Origin of the sequence: Gelatiniphilus marinus (genome assembly GCF_042684345.1) — a bacterium.
GTDB classification, from domain to species: Bacteria; Bacteroidota; Bacteroidia; order Flavobacteriales; family Flavobacteriaceae; genus Gelatiniphilus; species Gelatiniphilus marinus.
This window is the reverse complement of sequence record NZ_JBHULK010000013.1, coordinates 1-16,643: the sequence shown is the minus strand read 5'-3', so window position 1 is coordinate 16,643 and position 16,643 is coordinate 1. Positions and strand designations below refer to the sequence as shown.

At 30.8% G+C, this 16,643-nt stretch carries 11 protein-coding genes and 1 pseudogene; all 12 read right to left on the bottom strand.

Features of this window, described 5'->3' with window-relative positions:
* Positions 1-111: 111 nt before the first annotated feature.
* Complete coding sequence (locus ACFSQS_RS15970; protein WP_388021205.1) at positions 112-489, bottom strand: response regulator; 378 nt, start codon at positions 487-489, stop codon at positions 112-114.
* 166 nt (positions 490-655) lie between these two features.
* The gene (locus ACFSQS_RS15965; RefSeq protein WP_388021203.1) at positions 656-1,594 is read right to left on the bottom strand and encodes a UDP-glucuronic acid decarboxylase family protein; all 939 of its coding nucleotides are present in this window, start codon (positions 1,592-1,594) and stop codon (positions 656-658) included.
* A 38-nt stretch (positions 1,595-1,632) separates the two neighbouring features.
* A complete protein-coding gene (locus tag ACFSQS_RS15960) occupies positions 1,633-2,985 on the bottom strand; it encodes a UDP-glucose dehydrogenase family protein (protein WP_388021201.1) in 1,353 nt (450 codons plus the stop codon).
* A gap of 457 nt (positions 2,986-3,442) precedes the next feature.
* Complete coding sequence (locus tag ACFSQS_RS15955; RefSeq protein ID WP_388021199.1) at positions 3,443-4,813, bottom strand: sensor histidine kinase; 1,371 nt, start codon at positions 4,811-4,813, stop codon at positions 3,443-3,445.
* Between the two features lie 85 nt (positions 4,814-4,898).
* Positions 4,899-6,878 (bottom strand): PAS domain-containing sensor histidine kinase, encoded by a 1,980-nt coding sequence (locus ACFSQS_RS15950; protein ID WP_388021197.1) that lies wholly within the window; start codon positions 6,876-6,878, stop codon positions 4,899-4,901.
* A gap of 497 nt (positions 6,879-7,375) precedes the next feature.
* The gene (locus ACFSQS_RS15945; protein ID WP_388021195.1) at positions 7,376-7,786 is read right to left on the bottom strand and encodes a response regulator; all 411 of its coding nucleotides are present in this window, start codon (positions 7,784-7,786) and stop codon (positions 7,376-7,378) included.
* A 701-nt stretch (positions 7,787-8,487) separates the two neighbouring features.
* The gene (locus tag ACFSQS_RS15940) at positions 8,488-10,689 is read right to left on the bottom strand and encodes a PepSY domain-containing protein (protein WP_388021193.1); all 2,202 of its coding nucleotides are present in this window, start codon (positions 10,687-10,689) and stop codon (positions 8,488-8,490) included.
* A gap of 6 nt (positions 10,690-10,695) precedes the next feature.
* Positions 10,696-11,190, bottom strand: coding sequence for a DUF2271 domain-containing protein (locus tag ACFSQS_RS15935; RefSeq protein WP_388021191.1), 495 nt, complete (start codon positions 11,188-11,190; stop codon positions 10,696-10,698).
* Between the two features lie 18 nt (positions 11,191-11,208).
* Positions 11,209-12,705: an ankyrin repeat domain-containing protein gene (locus ACFSQS_RS15930; protein ID WP_388021189.1), complete on the bottom strand. Its 1,497-nt coding sequence runs from the start codon at positions 12,703-12,705 to the stop codon at positions 11,209-11,211.
* Positions 12,706-12,899: 194 nt separating this feature from the next.
* Positions 12,900-14,264 (bottom strand): hypothetical protein, encoded by a 1,365-nt coding sequence (locus ACFSQS_RS15925; RefSeq protein WP_388021187.1) that lies wholly within the window; start codon positions 14,262-14,264, stop codon positions 12,900-12,902.
* Positions 14,265-14,283: 19 nt separating this feature from the next.
* Positions 14,284-15,744: pseudogene (locus ACFSQS_RS15920) on the bottom strand (TonB-dependent receptor domain-containing protein); the annotation flags it as partial.
* A 30-nt stretch (positions 15,745-15,774) separates the two neighbouring features.
* The gene (locus ACFSQS_RS15915) at positions 15,775-16,506 is read right to left on the bottom strand and encodes a TonB-dependent receptor (RefSeq protein WP_388021185.1); all 732 of its coding nucleotides are present in this window, start codon (positions 16,504-16,506) and stop codon (positions 15,775-15,777) included.
* Between the last annotated feature and the right edge of the window lie 137 nt (positions 16,507-16,643).

The window sequence follows — 16,643 nt, the reverse complement described above, 5'->3', positions numbered from 1 at the left end:
GTCAATGCCTATTAGGAATTGGGGCATTATTTTAAACCAATTTTTAACTATATTTGAAAAAAGGGTTCAACTTTAAGAAAGTCAAACCCTCGATAAATTAAGTTTACACACTTAATGGGATAGTGTCGGGTAAAGATTTTTCTTAACTAATTCATCAAGTTCTTCTGGGTTAAAAGGTTTTGTAAGATAATCTTGAGCTCCAAGTCTGTAACATTTTATACGCTCTTTACTTTCAGATTTACCAGATAACATAATAACAGGTGTATGCTTTGTAAAACCGCGTTTACGGAGTTTGGTTAAAAACTCATAACCATCCATTTGAGGCATTTGAATATCGCTTATTATAAGGTCTGGAATATTATCTTCTAACCATAATGAGGCTTCAAATCCGTCTCTAATAGTAGTAACATCGTAATTTTCGGAAAGGAAATTTTCAAGTAGCAGACAAATACTTAGCTCGTCATCTACAACTAATATTTTTTTCTTCATTGTTTCAAATAATTTAAGTTCACTTCTGGGGGTCTAATAATATTTACCAAAAACAATTCTAATAGTTTAAAATTATTTTAATGTGCCTATTTAAAGTTTAACCTTTATTCTGGCCTGTTACCAATTATTTACTCTTAAAATAGAGTAAGTTAAGCTTGTTTAATTACTATATTGTATTTTTAAAAAAATCGATGGTTTTAATTAAACCACTATCTAACTTTACTTTAGGCGACCAGTTTAATTCTTTTTTAGCCAATGTAATATCTGGTTTTCTCATTAATGGATCATCTGAAGGGGATGGTTTGTAAACTATTTTAGATTTTGAACCAGTAAGTTTTATTACCTTTTCTGCGAGTTCTAAAATTGTAAACTCATCTGGGTTACCTGTATTAACCGGCCCAATAAATTCGTTAGGTGTTGCCATCATTTTTATCATGGCCTCAACCAAATCATCTACATATTGGAAACTTCGTGTTTGATCTCCTTTTCCGTAAACAGTAATGTCTTGATTTTGTAATGCTTGAACAATAAAATTTGAAACCACTCGCCCATCGTTTGGATGCATTCTTGGGCCGTAAGTGTTAAAAATTCTAATAATTTTAATCTTAACATTGTTTTGTTTGTTGTAATCTATAAATAATGTTTCTGCTGCTCTTTTCCCTTCATCGTAGCAAGAACGTTCTCCAATGGGGTTTACGTTGCCCCAATAAGATTCTGGCTGTGGGTGCACCAATGGATTACCATAAACCTCGCTTGTTGATGCCTGTAATATTTTTGCATTGATTCGTTTTGCCAACCCTAGCATGTTTATGGCTCCCATTACCGAGGTTTTCATGGTTTTAATGGGGTTGTATTGGTAGTGTATTGGTGATGCTGGACAGGCTAAGTTGTAAATTTCGTCTGCTTCTATAAAAAAAGGCGTGGTTACATCGTGGCGAATTAATTCAAAATAAGGGTTGCTTAGCAAATGGACAACGTTTTGTTTTTGTCCTGTAAAAAAATTATCTAAACAATATACTTCGTTGCCTTCGTTTAATAAGCGTTCGCATAAATGCGACCCAACAAAACCAGCGCCTCCGGTAACAAGAACTTTTTTTCGTATCATATTAGGGTTTAAATTAGTTGGTTGGTTTATGGTTTTAATTAGCTTATTGGAGCTAGTTTGTTAATATTGGCAGAGGTCTTAATTCCAACACAGAAATAGTCGAATCCTAGTTCTTTCATTTCTTCTTTGTCATAAATATTCCTACCGTCAAAAATTGCTGGTTTATTTAACAGTTTAGCAACAATCTTAAATTTTGGTATTTTAAATTCTGGCCATTCGGTTAATATGGCTAAACAATCTGCGTCTATTAATGCTTCGTATTGATCTTCGTAATAAGATATGGTATCTCCAAAATGATGCTTTGCTTCGTTTATGGCAATAGGGTCGTATGCTTTTACTAGAGCACCAGCTTCTAATAGTTTTTCAACTATTTTTAAGGATGGGGCTTCGCGCATATCATCGGTTTGGGGTTTAAATGAAAGCCCCCAGAGCACAACTGTTTTACCTTTAATATCGTTATTAAAATACTGCATTATTTTGTTATACAGTAATAGTTTTTGCTCATTATTAACGGCTTCTACTGCTTTTAGTACGCGTAAATCATAATTGTATTCACTGGCTGTTCTAATTATGGCTTGTACATCTTTTGGGAAACAAGAACCACCGTAACCTATGCCAGGATAAATAAATTTGTTGCCAATTCGAGAATCAGACCCAATACCTTTTCTAACCTTATTGATGTCTGCTCCAACAATTTCGCAAAGATTGGCGATGTCGTTTATAAAACTAATTTTAGTGGCAAGCATGGAGTTTGCAGCATATTTAGTCATTTCTGCCGATACTATATCCATAAAGATAACAGGATGCCCGTTAAGCGTAAATGGCTTGTATAGGGTTTTCATTAATTCTTCGGCTCGTGGGCTTTCTAAGCCTATTACAATTCTGTCTGGTTTTAAGAAATCGTTGATTGCAGCGCCTTCTTTAAGAAATTCTGGATTCGAGGCAACATCAAAATCTACTTTTACTTGCCTTTTATCCAACTCTTCTTGAACGGCGTTTTTAACTTTAATTGAGGTTCCTACGGGTACTGTACTTTTGGTTACTATAAGGGTATAATCGTCTATGTGCTTTCCGCAATCGCGTGCAACGGCTAAAACATATTTTAAGTCTGCACTCCCATCTTCATCTGGTGGCGTGCCTACAGAAATAAAAACAGCCTCCGACTCTTTAACGGCACTGGCTAGATTAGTTGTAAAACTTAAACGCCCTTTTTGCATGTTTCGCAATATCATGGCCTCTAGTCCTGGTTCGTAAATTGGAACAATGCCTTTATTGAGGTTGTTAATTTTATTTTGGTCTATATCGACACAAACAACTTCTATTCCAACTTCTGAAAAACAAGCACCTGTTACCAAACCAACATATCCACTTCCAACGATTGTAATTTTCATGATAATAAATAATTTTAGATTATACTTTGCATGTTAAGGAACACTATTTTTAGTCGCTATTAGGCAATATATTGAATAACGTGATAGGGCTCTTAAAATTAATTTTCAAATATAGTAATGTTTTCCATACAAACATCGATTAAGTGTTAAAAAACACGATGAAATATTTATTTTTATCATTTTAACACTAAAACCCTCTATAATCTGCATATTATTCTTAATATTTTAAATTATAGTTTACTAGTTTTTTAGAACAAAATATTAATACTGGAATTTATTGACATAAAAGAACACCAATAGTGTTTTTTTAAAAGGTTTTCTAGCAGTTTAAAAACAAAAAAGCCAAATTGTTTTTGTTTTTTTAGTTTAAAATTGGACGATTGCTTTGTTTTAATGTGCCTATTTTTTTACAAAAATCAAATTTAACAAGTAGTATGGCTAAATTACGGCCTTTTATTTAAACGTTTTGAAGATAAGCAGTTATGTTATTTAAAATAGACTTGAATGGTTTTTGGAGCGATATATCGCCCTGTGCTAAACTGTTTTCGTATTCTACTGCAATTTCATAACTTTTTTCAAGCCCCAAAATACTAATTTTGTGTTTAAGTTTATGAACGCTTTGTGCGGTTAAATTATAATCTTTGTTTTTTAAATTTGTTAAGTACATTTGCTCTTCTTCTGGAAACTCTTTTTTTATGATATTCAAGATTTTTTCTTCAAATGCCTTGTCTCCTCTGGACATACTCTGAATGTAATTTAAGTTTGGCTTTTCCATGTGGTTCTTTTTTAATGTAAAATAAAATGTTGTTCCCTTGCCAACGGCAGATTTTAACCAAATCTCGCCTCCAAAAATAGCAACAATTTTTTTAACTATTGGCAAGCCCATACCAACAGCTTCAAGATTGGTATTCAATTTTTGAAATGTTTTAAATATTTTTTCAAAATAAACCTCCTTTATTCCTTTACCGTTATCGGTAATGAAAAATTGCCAATAATCGTCTTTGTTTTTAAATCCAATTTCTATGATGCCTTGGTCTTTGTCGTTATACCTTATGGCATTTTTTATTAAATGTTTAAAAAGCTGCTGCAAACGGTACGTATCTGCTTTTACAGTGGGCAAATTAGCTTGCACGTTTATTTTAATATGATCTGGAACAGCAATACTGTTTAAAATATCTTTAATTAGAATATTTAAATTAACATTATAAAACTCTAATTTATTTTTAGTGATTGTTGAGTATTCTAGGATGCCGCTAATGAGCAAATCCATTTTTTTTACATTGTTTCTTATTAATTTTAAGTTGTTTTTTGCGTTATCATCAAAAACATCTCCGTAGTCTTCTTTTAGGCAGGTTGTTAGATATTGTATGCTTCGTAAAGAAGATCTTAAATCGTGAGACACAATATGGCCGTAATCGCTTAATTCTTCGTTTTGGTAAGCTAATTGGTTTAATAAGGTTTCTTTTTGTTTGTTTAGCTGTACAATTTCTTTGGCTTGATTATCGATTACATCAACCAATTGTAAGCCATCTAAATTGGTATTTGCCGTTGTTTTGTTTTCTGGTATTTGCCGGATTTTAAGAGTTTCAAATACACCTTTTAACTTTTTTAAAACCTCTTCTTGCTTTCTTGCTTCTTTTCTTAAATGCGTGGTTACCCTAAACAACTCTTCTGAAAATAAACCCATAGCCTCTTTTTGCTTGGCGAGTTGCTCGTCAAAATTGTTATAGGATTCGCCTACGGCTTTTAAAAACTGCTCTAAATTTTTATTAGTGGCAAAATCATTGCTTAAATGTTCTTGTATTTGTTTTTTAAGTAATGAATTCATTAATTGTTTAATAGAGTTGCGGTTAGGGTTTAATTTTATGCTCGTGCCAAATATTACCGATTTTGGTTTTTTGTATTTATAATAGTTACTGTTTTTTAAGCGTAAAATAGAAGGTTGTACCTATATTTGGTTCGCTTTCTAACCAAATTTTACCCTCGTGCAATTCTACGATTTTTTTTACTATCGATAATCCAATACCGGTTGAATCTTCGCTTTTGTTTAACGTATTGAAAATCCTGAATATTTTATGGTGGAATTTTTTTTCGATCCCTATGCCGTTATCTTTAATGCAGAATTTATAGTGCGTACTTAATTCTTTAACATTGATATCTATGATACCTACTTCTTTATCAATAAATTTTACAGCGTTGCTTATTAGATTTTGAAATAGTTGCTGAAGCTTTGTTTTGTTCCCTTTTATTATAGGCAATTTGCTTAAAACGTTTACGCTAATATGCTCTGGGATAAATAGCATTTGTATTAAATCTGTAACTACAGTATTAATGTTTACATCGCTTTTTTCTATTTCTTCTGAGCCTATGCTGGAATACTCAAGAATATCTGTTATGAGTTGTTCCATTTTTTCTACTGTAGATTCTATCAAGCTGAAATTTTGAATACTTGCATTGTCTAGTTTTCCTTTATTATCTTCTTTTAACCAACTTACCAATGCACTTACGCTTCGTAAAGGCGATTTTAAATCGTGAGACACAATATGGGCATATTCTTGAAGCTCTTCGTTTCTCTTTTCTAATTTTAGTAGCAGATTTTCTTTTTGATTTTGTAATTTCTTTATTTCAGTAATATCATAATACACACCTATAGAACCTGTAATGTTACCCTCTAAATCATAATTAGGTGCACCACTTGCCATCCAATATCTAATTTCTCCTTGTTTATTTTTAATTCGCAGCTCGTAAGATTCGATTTTTCCTTTTTTGCGTTCTTCTAATTTTTTTTTGACTAAATCAAGGTCTTCTTTAATAGGTAGCAGGTTTTTACCTTTAATACCAACAAGCTCTTCTTCTTTGTAGCCGGTCATGCTAAGAAAACTATCATTTACCATCAAAATAACATTTTCTGTATCTACCTCAATTAAGCCTAAATTTATATTAGAAATAATGCTGTAATACTTTTGCTGTTCTATTTCCAAGCGTTTAAGGTAAGTGCGAATTAGGGTAATATCTTTAAAGGTCCATAAACTCCCTTTTGATTGGTTTGCTTGAGCAATTGGCAGGTAATTTAGTTCTAAAATTTTACCGTTTTTAAACTCAATAACTTCACTAAAAACCGTTTCTTTTTTTTGGCTAATACTTTGTATGTTATTTAAAAAAGCCTCTGGTTTTGTTAGTAAATGACTTTTTTGTTTAAATACTTCTATATTGCTTAAACCCTGTAATTCTTCGGGTGGCACGCCTAAACTAAATAATTCAGTGAACTTTTTATTGGATGAGATAATACGGTGGTTCTCGTCTTCAAGCAGTACGCCATTATCCAAATTATTTACAAGTGTAGATAAACGGTTTTTAGATTCTAACAATTGTTCTTCATTGGCTTTTTCTTGGGTAATATCTCTTACAATACCTTGGGCTGCGACAGGTTTCCCTTTATCGTAAATAATATTGGCATTAATTTGTATTAAAATATGCCGTTTTTTTCGTGTAATTATCTTAAGGGTAAAATTGGTTAGCTGGCCTTCTTTATATAATATTTGATAGGATTCTAAAACCCGGGTTGTTTCGCTGGGGTGCAAAATACTATTAAGGTTACAATCTTCTTTGGTGTTTTTAAAATCGAACATGGCAACCGCGGCTTCGTTCATTTTCATAATATTACCAGCAAGATCCATTATAATATAAGGTTCTACTATGCTTTCGAACACCCCTTGTAATTGGGTGTCTCTACTTAAAAATAATTCCTCTAACTCTTTGTTGGTTTTTTTTAGCTTTTGGTTGGCTTTAAGAAATTCGGCTGTTTTGGTTTCTAATTTTTTTTCGGCCTGTTTTCTTGCAGCTTTCTCTTTCTCTAAAGCTTGTTGTAATATTTCTATTTGCTCTTTACTCATTTATCATCAAGATTCATAAACTTTGCTTAAACCTCTTCTTTTTATTCTATAGATTTATTTTTTAAGCGGGTAATAACATATTAAAAACTAAAATTTTTCATATCGAACCTAATGCAAAGTAATGCATTGCACTATAGATTTGCAAATTAAAGTTAAATGCTTATGGTTAAAAAAAAACAAACAAACGGCTGATTTTATGTTATTTGGTTTTTACAACTTCAACTTAAATTGGTTATGAAATTATAAAGCATGTGCTTATCGGGCATTTTATTTGGAATGGTTGTCTTATTTATTAGGTTATGTAAAGTTACACTAAACAAATTGCTATTATTACTTTTACAAAGTAGTATAATTAGCTAAACCTATTTTAGACAATGCAAAGCCTTCTTTAATTAATTTAAATGTGATTGGTATTAACTAAGCTTGTTTATTATTTGTTGGTTAATTTAATCTAAACTTTAACCAATTAAAATATTATAATATAGCTGCCTTAGAGTTTAGTTGTCCTTAAATTTATTAACACTCCAATAAGACAATAATTTTTCGATTTTAGAGGCATATTCTTCATATTTTAATGGTTTTAATATGTAACCTGCTATTCCAATCTCGTAACAAGCCAGTAAATCTCTTGGATTGCTAGAGGTTGTAAGAATAATTGTAGGTATATATTTTAAGTCCTTATCATTTTTAAGTATTGTTAAAAACTCGATGCCATTTATTTTAGGCATATTTAAATCTAATAAAATAATATCTGGGAGGTTATCTTTATCTTCTAGAAGACCTAAAGCATCTTCGCCATTACTTGCTTCTATAATTTTATGAGGCAAAGAAAGTGATGAAATTACTCGGGTGAATTTCATTATTTCTATCATGTCATCTTCTATCAATAATATTTTTAGTGTTTTCATATTAAAAAAGCTACTATAAATGAATAAGTTAGGGTATTAAAAATAGTTTATTTTTTATGTTTATTGTATTTTTTTGGTTAAAGGCACCTTATACACAGACGAATAGACGAAAAGCTCTTTCAATAAGACCCATACTTAAAATGTTTAAAAAGCAAGCTTATCTTTACAATAAAAAATTTGATAGTTAAAACAAAATAACTGAAAAAACAGTAAGCTTGGTTACATTTTTTTATTCGACTAAAAAGGAAATGAGGGAATTTATTTTAGTTATCGCTATTAATAGGCTACAAACAACTCAATCCTATTAATATATTCTTAAATCATAAAAACATAAAAACCTGTAAATCATAACATTCACAGGTTTATGTTATAGATTGATACTATAATTTGTCGGGGTGGCAGGGTTAAATTAATCTTACAAACCACCTTTATTTACTACCGTTTTGCAATGCTTATCTATTTCTGCACACCTAATTGTAAACTAAAGTTAAAAAGAACTATTTAATAATTAAATTTGTTTGTCTTTATCGAAGTTAAAGATACAAATTTAATTTATGTTTGAAATTGTATAATTTTATATTTAAATCTTTGAAAGAATAATTTTAACCATATAAAGTTAATATTTTTTTCAAATCCTTTTTGTAGTTTATTATCATTTATAATAAAAAGCATTTAATTAGACATGAAACAACTAAGAGTATTTAATAGCAGTCCGTTAAAATTTGTCCTTTATTTTTGTAAACTTCAAGAGCGGAAAGATTGTTTCTAGAGCATATTTTTTCCAAAAGCAAAAACACACCATCACGCATAGTAATCAATCCGCATAGCATTATAGTTCCTCCACTTAGAAGTGTTTTTACTATATCTTTTTCGTCTCTAGCTATTATATCCTGAACATAACAATAAGGACTCTCTTCTTTGGAGAATACTACATCATAAGTTTGTAACGTCTTTTTCTGTAGCGCTTCTAAAATTTGAGCTTTATATAATTCTTCTGAAGTTTTAGTTCGTGTTCCCCAATACAAGTTTATAGTGGCCTTTGTTTTTTGATGAATCATACCTAAAAATGGAGCAATTCCTGTTCCGTTGGCTATTAAAATAACTTGTTTACTTTTTTTAGGAAAATGAAATGCTTTATTTTTTTGAATGGTTACTTTTAGTTCTTGATTAAGTTTTAAGTCATTTAAATAATTAGAGCAAACACCATGAGAGTGTTTTTTTATACTCATTAACAAATCTCCTTTAGAATTTTTACCAATGGAATATAAACGTTCTGAAGTTTCGTTGGGAGGTGTAACGCCTAACAAATCTCCAGGAAAAAATTTTCTTCTTGGTTTTTGTGACTTTAAAGTTAGCTTGAACGTCTCATCATAATCATCAATAATATTCTGTTTTTCAACAACCTTAAAAACAGTTTCCTTTTGCTTTTTAGAAGCTAATAATTTCGGAATTTCTAAGTTTAAATTTAAAGAAGTAGCCCATTCTAAAACCCAATTTCTGAACGTTTCATAATTCTGGTTATGAATTAATAACGGGTTTTTTTCGGGAACAGTAATCTGATTTTGTAAAACAACTTGATTTTGAATGCTTTTAGCAAATTCGCAAAATTTTGAATATGATAAAGAACCTAAACCAATAACGTGACATGTAAACGGATTGGAGATTTCAGTTTCTTGGAGTTTATTTAAAAACAAATTCGCATTATTTGGTGGCTCTCCATCTCCGTAAGTTGAAGTAATAATAATTAATTGTTTAATATTAGGATAACTTTTGTAGTTGTTTAAATCATCCAAAAACACTTTTTTACCAGCTTTTATTAACGACTGCTGCAATGTTTTTCCTAGTCTCTTTGTACCTCCATTTTCTGACCCTATTAAAATCACAAAATGAGCTTGATTAGCATTGTATTTATTTTTTGTTTTAGAACGCATGCGTTTAAACGCAATTATACTTCCTGAATACATAAAGTATAAAATAGCAAGCGAACTAATAAATAATACCAAAGACCAAATAATACTTCCTGCTCCTGTATGCAGGTTAAAACTTAACACACTTAATATTTTGGTGAAAGGATAATGTGTTGTTTGTACAATATCTCCGGTTTTTTGATGGATTGTAAGTTCTTTATCTTTGAGGTATAGTATAAAATAATCTTCTTCATCTGTAGAAAAAGGAAATTCTATTTTTTTAACATCATTTAATGTTGTGCTATTAAAAACAGGAAAATCAGAAAAAGGGATGGTTTGTTTAGAAACCGATTCTTGTTGTGTAACAATGGATTTAATTTCTGGTAATAACGAAAACCGTTCCATCGATAAATACGTTCCAGATAACGCTAAAATAATAATAGGAATTAATAACAATCTCCCTAAAGTAACGTGGTTATATTGTATCGACTTATCGTTTATAATCTTTGAACAAAACTTCCAGAAACCACCTTGCCGTTTAATAGCTAACAATAAACCTGTAATGGCAATTAAAAACAATAAAAAACAGCTAATTCCAACAAAAATTCTACCTGGTGTTTTTAAAAATAAGGAACGATGAAAATTGGTTAAAAACTCAAAAAAAGCACCTTTAGCTTTAATGTTGGCTATTTTATTTCCATTGAAAGGATTGATGTAAAATTGTCCATCAACATCATTTTCCATACTAAAAACACTTGCTTTTACAAAATAATTTTTATCTACTTCAACATCTAAAACTTCATCGTACTTGTTTTTTAAAGTATCTATTAATTGCGCTACAGAAATATCTTCTGCGTTTTCAATATAATGAGGTTGTAGCTTTTTCTGAATAGGTTCAAAAGCCAAAAAACACCCTGTAATGGAAGCTAAAAGTAAAAATAAGAAAGAAAATACAGTCAAGTAAAAATGACTGTACCTCCATATTTTGTTAAGCATGTTTTATTAATTTGGTATGATTCTAACGTAACGAATGTATCCTGTTCCTTCAAATTTGTTTTGAAGATTTTCATTCTCTAACAAAATTTCTAAATCTTTTTCAAAGTATTCTAGATGTTCTACAGCGGTTTCAAATCTTAATTTATTTCCTGCTTTAAAATCAGTTTCATCTAATTGAAAAGTAAAAATAGAACGTTCTCCTCCTGCAATAGTTGCTCCTGTTAGTGCATCTACTTGAGCGTCTTTAGATGTTTTAATAAACGACCACCATTTCTCTAAATCAGGATACCATTTTTCATCATCACCTAAAACATGTAAGGTTTTAATATAGTTATTGTCTTTGTCAACTACTGAAACTACAACATAAGCACCTTCTCCTTCATAGTTTATTAGCTGAACCATACATTTGTATTTTGATGTAAGTTGTTCATTGCTATTTATTGTTGAAAAAGCCATAAATGACAAGCATAGTATTCCAAGAATGAATTTATAAAATTTCATGTTAATTTAAATTTAGATTTATTTTAAAAAAGAAATGTCCGATCCGTTTAATAACTCATTTTCTTGAGCTAAGTCTAAAACACTTTCCTCAAAAGCTGTAAGTGATTTTTTGTTTGCCCCTTTGCTTATTAAAAATTGCAATAATTTTGTATCGGTAGATTTCATTGCAGCTAAATGTAAAGGTGTTAATCCATCACTGTTTGTTTTGTTAATATCTGCTCCTAAATCTAAGGCTGTTTCAATTAATTTCATATCTCCTTTAACGATAGCAATATGTAATGGAGGTTCAATTTTTGAAGCATTTTTAAATGATACACCAGCTGTAGTTAAAGCTTTTTGAAAAGTTTCAAAATTTTCACTATTTCTTCTATTATGAGCATTAAATAAGTAGTAAAATAAATTGTTTCCATCTTTATCTATAACATGTACATCAGCCCCATTATCTTTTAGAAAATTGAAAGTCTCTATACCTATACGCTGTGTAGCATATGTTATAGCAGATAAGCCATCATTGTTTTGTTGATTGATATTTTTGGTTAACGGAAGTAATTTTTCTAAAACTACAAGGTTATTTCCTTTAGCAGCATTTAAAAAAGGTGTATTTCCATCTTTATCTTTTTGATTGATATCAATTCCTTTTTGGATGAAAAAATTTATAATATTAACATCTTCTGTACTTGAAACAATATTATGTAATGCGTTTGCTCCATTATTGCTTGTTGCAGTCATATCTATTCCTAAAGTGTCAAAGTACTGAAAAACTGCTATAGGATTGCTACCACGTCTGCCTCCATGGCTTGCTGCAAGCATGAGGTTTTCTCCATCAGAATTTAATGTTTTATAGTCAAAACCTTCATTTACATATTTTTTAATCAAATCAATGTTACCTCTTTTAGCTGCATAAAATAGAAAGTTATTTCCTTTATTGTCTGTAGCATTAACATCTAATCCTTTTTCTATAAAATACTTAAAAATTTCTCCATCTTTACTATGTGAAGCTAATAATAAAATAGCATTGGCACCTGCACGGTTTGGTTGTTTTAAATCAAAACCATTATCTTCTATAAAATCATAAATACCAGTGTTTTCATGGCCAAAGTTTAAAGTATAGGTATACCAGTTCATACTATGACTATCTAGTACTTTTGTATCGGCGCCTTTATTTATTAACATTTTCATGATTTCTAAATCGCCTGTAGAACCTGCCCATAGTAAATAAGTTCTATCATGATTTGTTGTTTTATTAATATCATTCCCTTCAAAGGATAATAAAAACTCAACAGTTTCTATTGGCGCCTTTCCAAGAATAGCATAAGAAACCGCATCAAAGGATCTTTGATCTTTAGCAACTGGATCGTGTCCTTCTTTTATTTTTTGTTTCACAATAGCAACATTGGGTTGGGTTTCCCAAAAATCTCTGTTGTGAAATTCGTTGGTGTTTTGCTGTCTTTGTCCTCTTTGGCCGAAAATAAAAAATGGAACAACTAACAGTAGAAAAATGAGTGATTTTTTCATTATGTTTTTTTTAGGAAAGTCTCTTTCTGTGTATTTATGGAAAGAAAGAGACTTAGAATTACTTTTTTTTCTTATTTGGTTAGAAGCTTACAATAAAGTGACTTCCTTTTACATTCAAAAAAATTTGAGTTCCCATTTCTTAATGGGAAAATAAAGCAGACTATAATTAAGTAAATCTGTTTTAAATAGTATTTTTAGTACGCTCCTAAATAATAACTACCCGAAATAGTTTTTAATTTAGCACCTTTTGAAATTTGTTTTGTTTGAGTGTTGATAATATAAATATGACCTTCTTTACCAGCAGGAGTTAATGGCACATAAGCAGTATCTCCAACAAGACCAATATATTGGAATTGACGTAATGTAGAAGATAAGTCGGCATCAGTTTCAACATCTGTAGCTAATTTAACAGAATTAGATGGCGTATTTAAATCAATTAAGGCAACGTATCCTCCATCGGTATTAGCTAATGTGTATAAAACAACACCTATTCCATCTTTAACATATCTCCATGCTTTAATTGATGCACCAGTAACACCTATTGCAGTGTTTAAATTAAAATGATAGCTTTGGTCGTATTCATTATTACTACCAATACGTAGAATATCTGCACCAGATGTAGCTGTTGCTTGATAGATGTTTCCATCTGTACCAAGATATTGTGTCATAGTACGGTATGAATTGTTAACAGCTGTTGAATTGGTAGAAGTAATAACTTTAGGGTTTCTTAATGATGGATAATCTAAAATTAAAGTTTTTGTACCATCAATTTCACCGTAAGGCCATTTAGGGATGCCATTTTCATCTAAAGTAGGGGTTGCTGTAGTATCATATTTTCTTACTCTACACCCAATAAAAACTTTAGTTTTTGCAGCGTTTAGTATAGGTACATCTACACGTCCTACATTATAGCCAGCTAATCTCTCTTCATCTGTCCAAGGAAAATCAAATATGGCAGTGTTTGTAATTGCTGTATTCTCTAGGTCTAACACAGCTATTTTTAATTCACTATCACTGGCTACAAACTTAAAATTTGGAGCTTCTACTTCATATTCTACATCATAAGAGCTTGCATAAACACCAACACCAATACCTTCTGCTGCTTTCATCCAACGTGGTGCTGTTCCTAAAATTGCTGCTGTATTTAGTTCGTAACCAACTTCTTCAAAACCAAGCCCTTCTCCTACAGAGTATTTATTGAATACACCACCTTCTGTACCTGTGTATTGTATGTTGTATAAAAATTTACCATCTGCTGAACCTTGTACACGAGCAGTACGACTAGATTTTAAGGCAAAACCATTAACAAATGCGTCATTTTCTATTTTAAAAAGATCTACTTCATAATTTGGATCCGCAGCATTTTCTGGTGTTATAGCATAGGCAAGAGTACCTCCATTTCCTGGAGTTCCTTCATCATTAGGAAAAGACCCTGTTAATGTAATATAACGTGTATTATCTTCAGGTGGTGTTACCAGTTCTGGTTGGTCATCCTCACTACAGCTTGCAAAAGCAATAGCGATACTTAATAATCCTATTTTAATTAGATTTTTTTTCATGATATTAATTTATTTGATTTTATAATAATTTACTAATTGTGTAATTTAATTTGAAATAGATACCTCTACCTGGTTTTTGTATTTGAAAATTATCGTAGACTTTTGCATTAAACATGTTTTTTATATCTATACTAGCTACCCATTTTTGAGAAGGAAAGCGATAACTTATTCCGATATCATGTGGCATTTGACTGGGTGTTTTAGACCATTCTGGCTGCCCCCAAACCGTGTAATATGCGCCCACATACCCAATTGAATAGTAAGTATTAAGTATAGATTTTTTCTGAAACACATCATTAAATCTATACTGTAAATTGGCATTAACTGTAAAAAATGGTTCATTAGGCACTTGCATACCGTATAGAGAATGTGGTGCACCATTTTCATCTAGTTTTTGTTTAAATACATTGTTAAATTTTGAAAAATTTAAAGATGTATTGAGTCTATCGTTATAGATATATCTAATCTCTGCTTCAAAACCTTTAGATTGTGTTTGTTCAAGATTCATATATTGGGTTACTTGAATATCAGCTTCTTCTTCTGTTTCAATTTCTGACTCATCCACAGCTCGTTTGGTAATTTTATCAAAACCATTTCGCCAAAAAGCATTTGCATAAACCGATATTATGTGTTTGTCAAACGCTAAGTTCCCCGAGCGGAAACCTAAATTGTAATTGATATTTTTTTCGGGTATTAAATTTGGATTGGAGAGAATATTAATTTCGGGATTTCCAAATATTTGATTTTCAGAAGGAGATACAAATGAGTTTTCTGTAGAGGCAATGATATATAAATCTGGTATTACATTATAGGATAAAGTAGCTCCATAACCAAAATTAGAATCGGTTAAGAGAATCTCTGTTTTTTCTATGGAGTTGATACCATCTACACTAACAATATCAAATTCTTTTTGATTTGTACGATTATACGTGTATTTTCCAGAAAAATTCGTTTTTAACTTCTTATTAAAGGTTTCGGCTTCATAATTCATAGAAGTTATGTTTTGAGAAATAGTGCTAACTGTTGCAAATTCTCCACTGGTTGAATTCAATATATCTTGATCTTCTCTATCCGTTTTCTCGTATTTATGATTTAAAGATACACGATGACCATTAGCTATCATATAAGCTAAGTTTGAACGCATATTTGTAATTTTTCTATCAGTATTTTCAATTACTTTTTCGCCTTGTTGACCACCTAACAAGGTTTTTAACGGCACTCTTTTTCCAAACTCAATAACTTCTCGCTTGGTACCATCCCAGTTATATGCAACGCCAACAGTATCTTGTAAAAAAGTACTACGGTAACTTTTTGCGGCATTAACTTTTAACGATAAATCTTCTGTTAAAAAATGTTTCTTATTATAACTAAGTAAAAGTACATTAGCTTCCGTTTCACTAAATCTACCCACATAAGGTGTCGACATGGTTACACCATGTGGTATTTCTTTATAGGCACTAGATCCATTATAGCCAATAAAGAATTGGTCTGCCCATTTTTTGTCGGTAAATCAAACTTCAAAACGACCTCCTAATGATTTATAAGTGTTGTTAAAGCGTTTAGCATGGTAAGGTCTAATAATTTGCCCTAAGTGATTTACATAAGTTGTAGATCTACCCCAAGTTTCATAACTATTGTCTGTATATGTATAAAAAGTTGAACCTCTAAAAGCGAGCCCCGTTTTTTTTTCACGAAGGGTTATACTAATATCAGATTGAGAGGTATTAAACGACCCATAAGATGTAGCTATATTAGCATTGTTTTGAGATACATCTTTTTTTAATATCACATTGATGGCTCCACCTGCATAATCTCCTGTTAGGTAAGATGGTAAAACCCCTTTATAAACCTCTATTCGCTCAATCATTGAAGTTGGTATGTTATTAAGGTTGAAAGACTGACCGTAAGTAGAAATTTCTAAACCATCAAGAAATATTCCAATAGTACTGCCAGACATTCCATTAATATTGTATTCCACATTAGATCCTTTACCGCCAGATTGTCTTATACGTACACCAACAGATCTATCTAACAAATCATTAGTTGATATATTTCTTAAGGATGCTTCTTTAGTATCTATTATAGCAACTGCAAAACCGCCTTCTTCAATTTTTTTCTTTGCCGTTTTTCCTCGAACATATATTTCCTGTAAACCTTCCAGTTTTTCGGTTAAAGAAAAGTTTATTGTGTGTTTATTATTGTTTATAAAATTCACTTCTTTAGTTTCTGAAGTAAACCCCATATAAAAAGTTTTTGCATGTCCGTAAACTGCCCTAAAGTCAAATATATTTCGTATATTTAATTGATATTAAAAGAGTTATCTATGAATATATTTAGTTTTGGAGTTCATTTTACAGATGAAGCGAGCTGTCGATTGCA

Bases quoted from the DNA above. Each gene is read 5' to 3' on its own strand.
- ACFSQS_RS15970 (WP_388021205.1), bottom strand. From the start codon at position 489: ATGAAGAAAAAAATATTAGTTGTAGATGACGAGCTAAGTATTTGTCTG.
- ACFSQS_RS15965 (WP_388021203.1), bottom strand. From the start codon at position 1,594: ATGATACGAAAAAAAGTTCTTGTTACCGGAGGCGCTGGTTTTGTTGGG.
- ACFSQS_RS15960 (WP_388021201.1), bottom strand. From the start codon at position 2,985: ATGAAAATTACAATCGTTGGAAGTGGATATGTTGGTTTGGTAACAGGT.
- ACFSQS_RS15955 (WP_388021199.1), bottom strand. From the start codon at position 4,813: ATGAATTCATTACTTAAAAAACAAATACAAGAACATTTAAGCAATGAT.
- ACFSQS_RS15950 (WP_388021197.1), bottom strand. From the start codon at position 6,878: ATGAGTAAAGAGCAAATAGAAATATTACAACAAGCTTTAGAGAAAGAG.
- ACFSQS_RS15945 (WP_388021195.1), bottom strand. From the start codon at position 7,786: ATGAAAACACTAAAAATATTATTGATAGAAGATGACATGATAGAAATA.
- ACFSQS_RS15940 (WP_388021193.1), bottom strand. From the start codon at position 10,689: ATGCTTAACAAAATATGGAGGTACAGTCATTTTTACTTGACTGTATTT.
- ACFSQS_RS15935 (WP_388021191.1), bottom strand. From the start codon at position 11,190: ATGAAATTTTATAAATTCATTCTTGGAATACTATGCTTGTCATTTATG.
- ACFSQS_RS15930 (WP_388021189.1), bottom strand. From the start codon at position 12,705: ATGAAAAAATCACTCATTTTTCTACTGTTAGTTGTTCCATTTTTTATT.
- ACFSQS_RS15925 (WP_388021187.1), bottom strand. From the start codon at position 14,264: ATGAAAAAAAATCTAATTAAAATAGGATTATTAAGTATCGCTATTGCT.
- ACFSQS_RS15915 (WP_388021185.1), bottom strand. From the start codon at position 16,506: ATGGGGTTTACTTCAGAAACTAAAGAAGTGAATTTTATAAACAATAAT.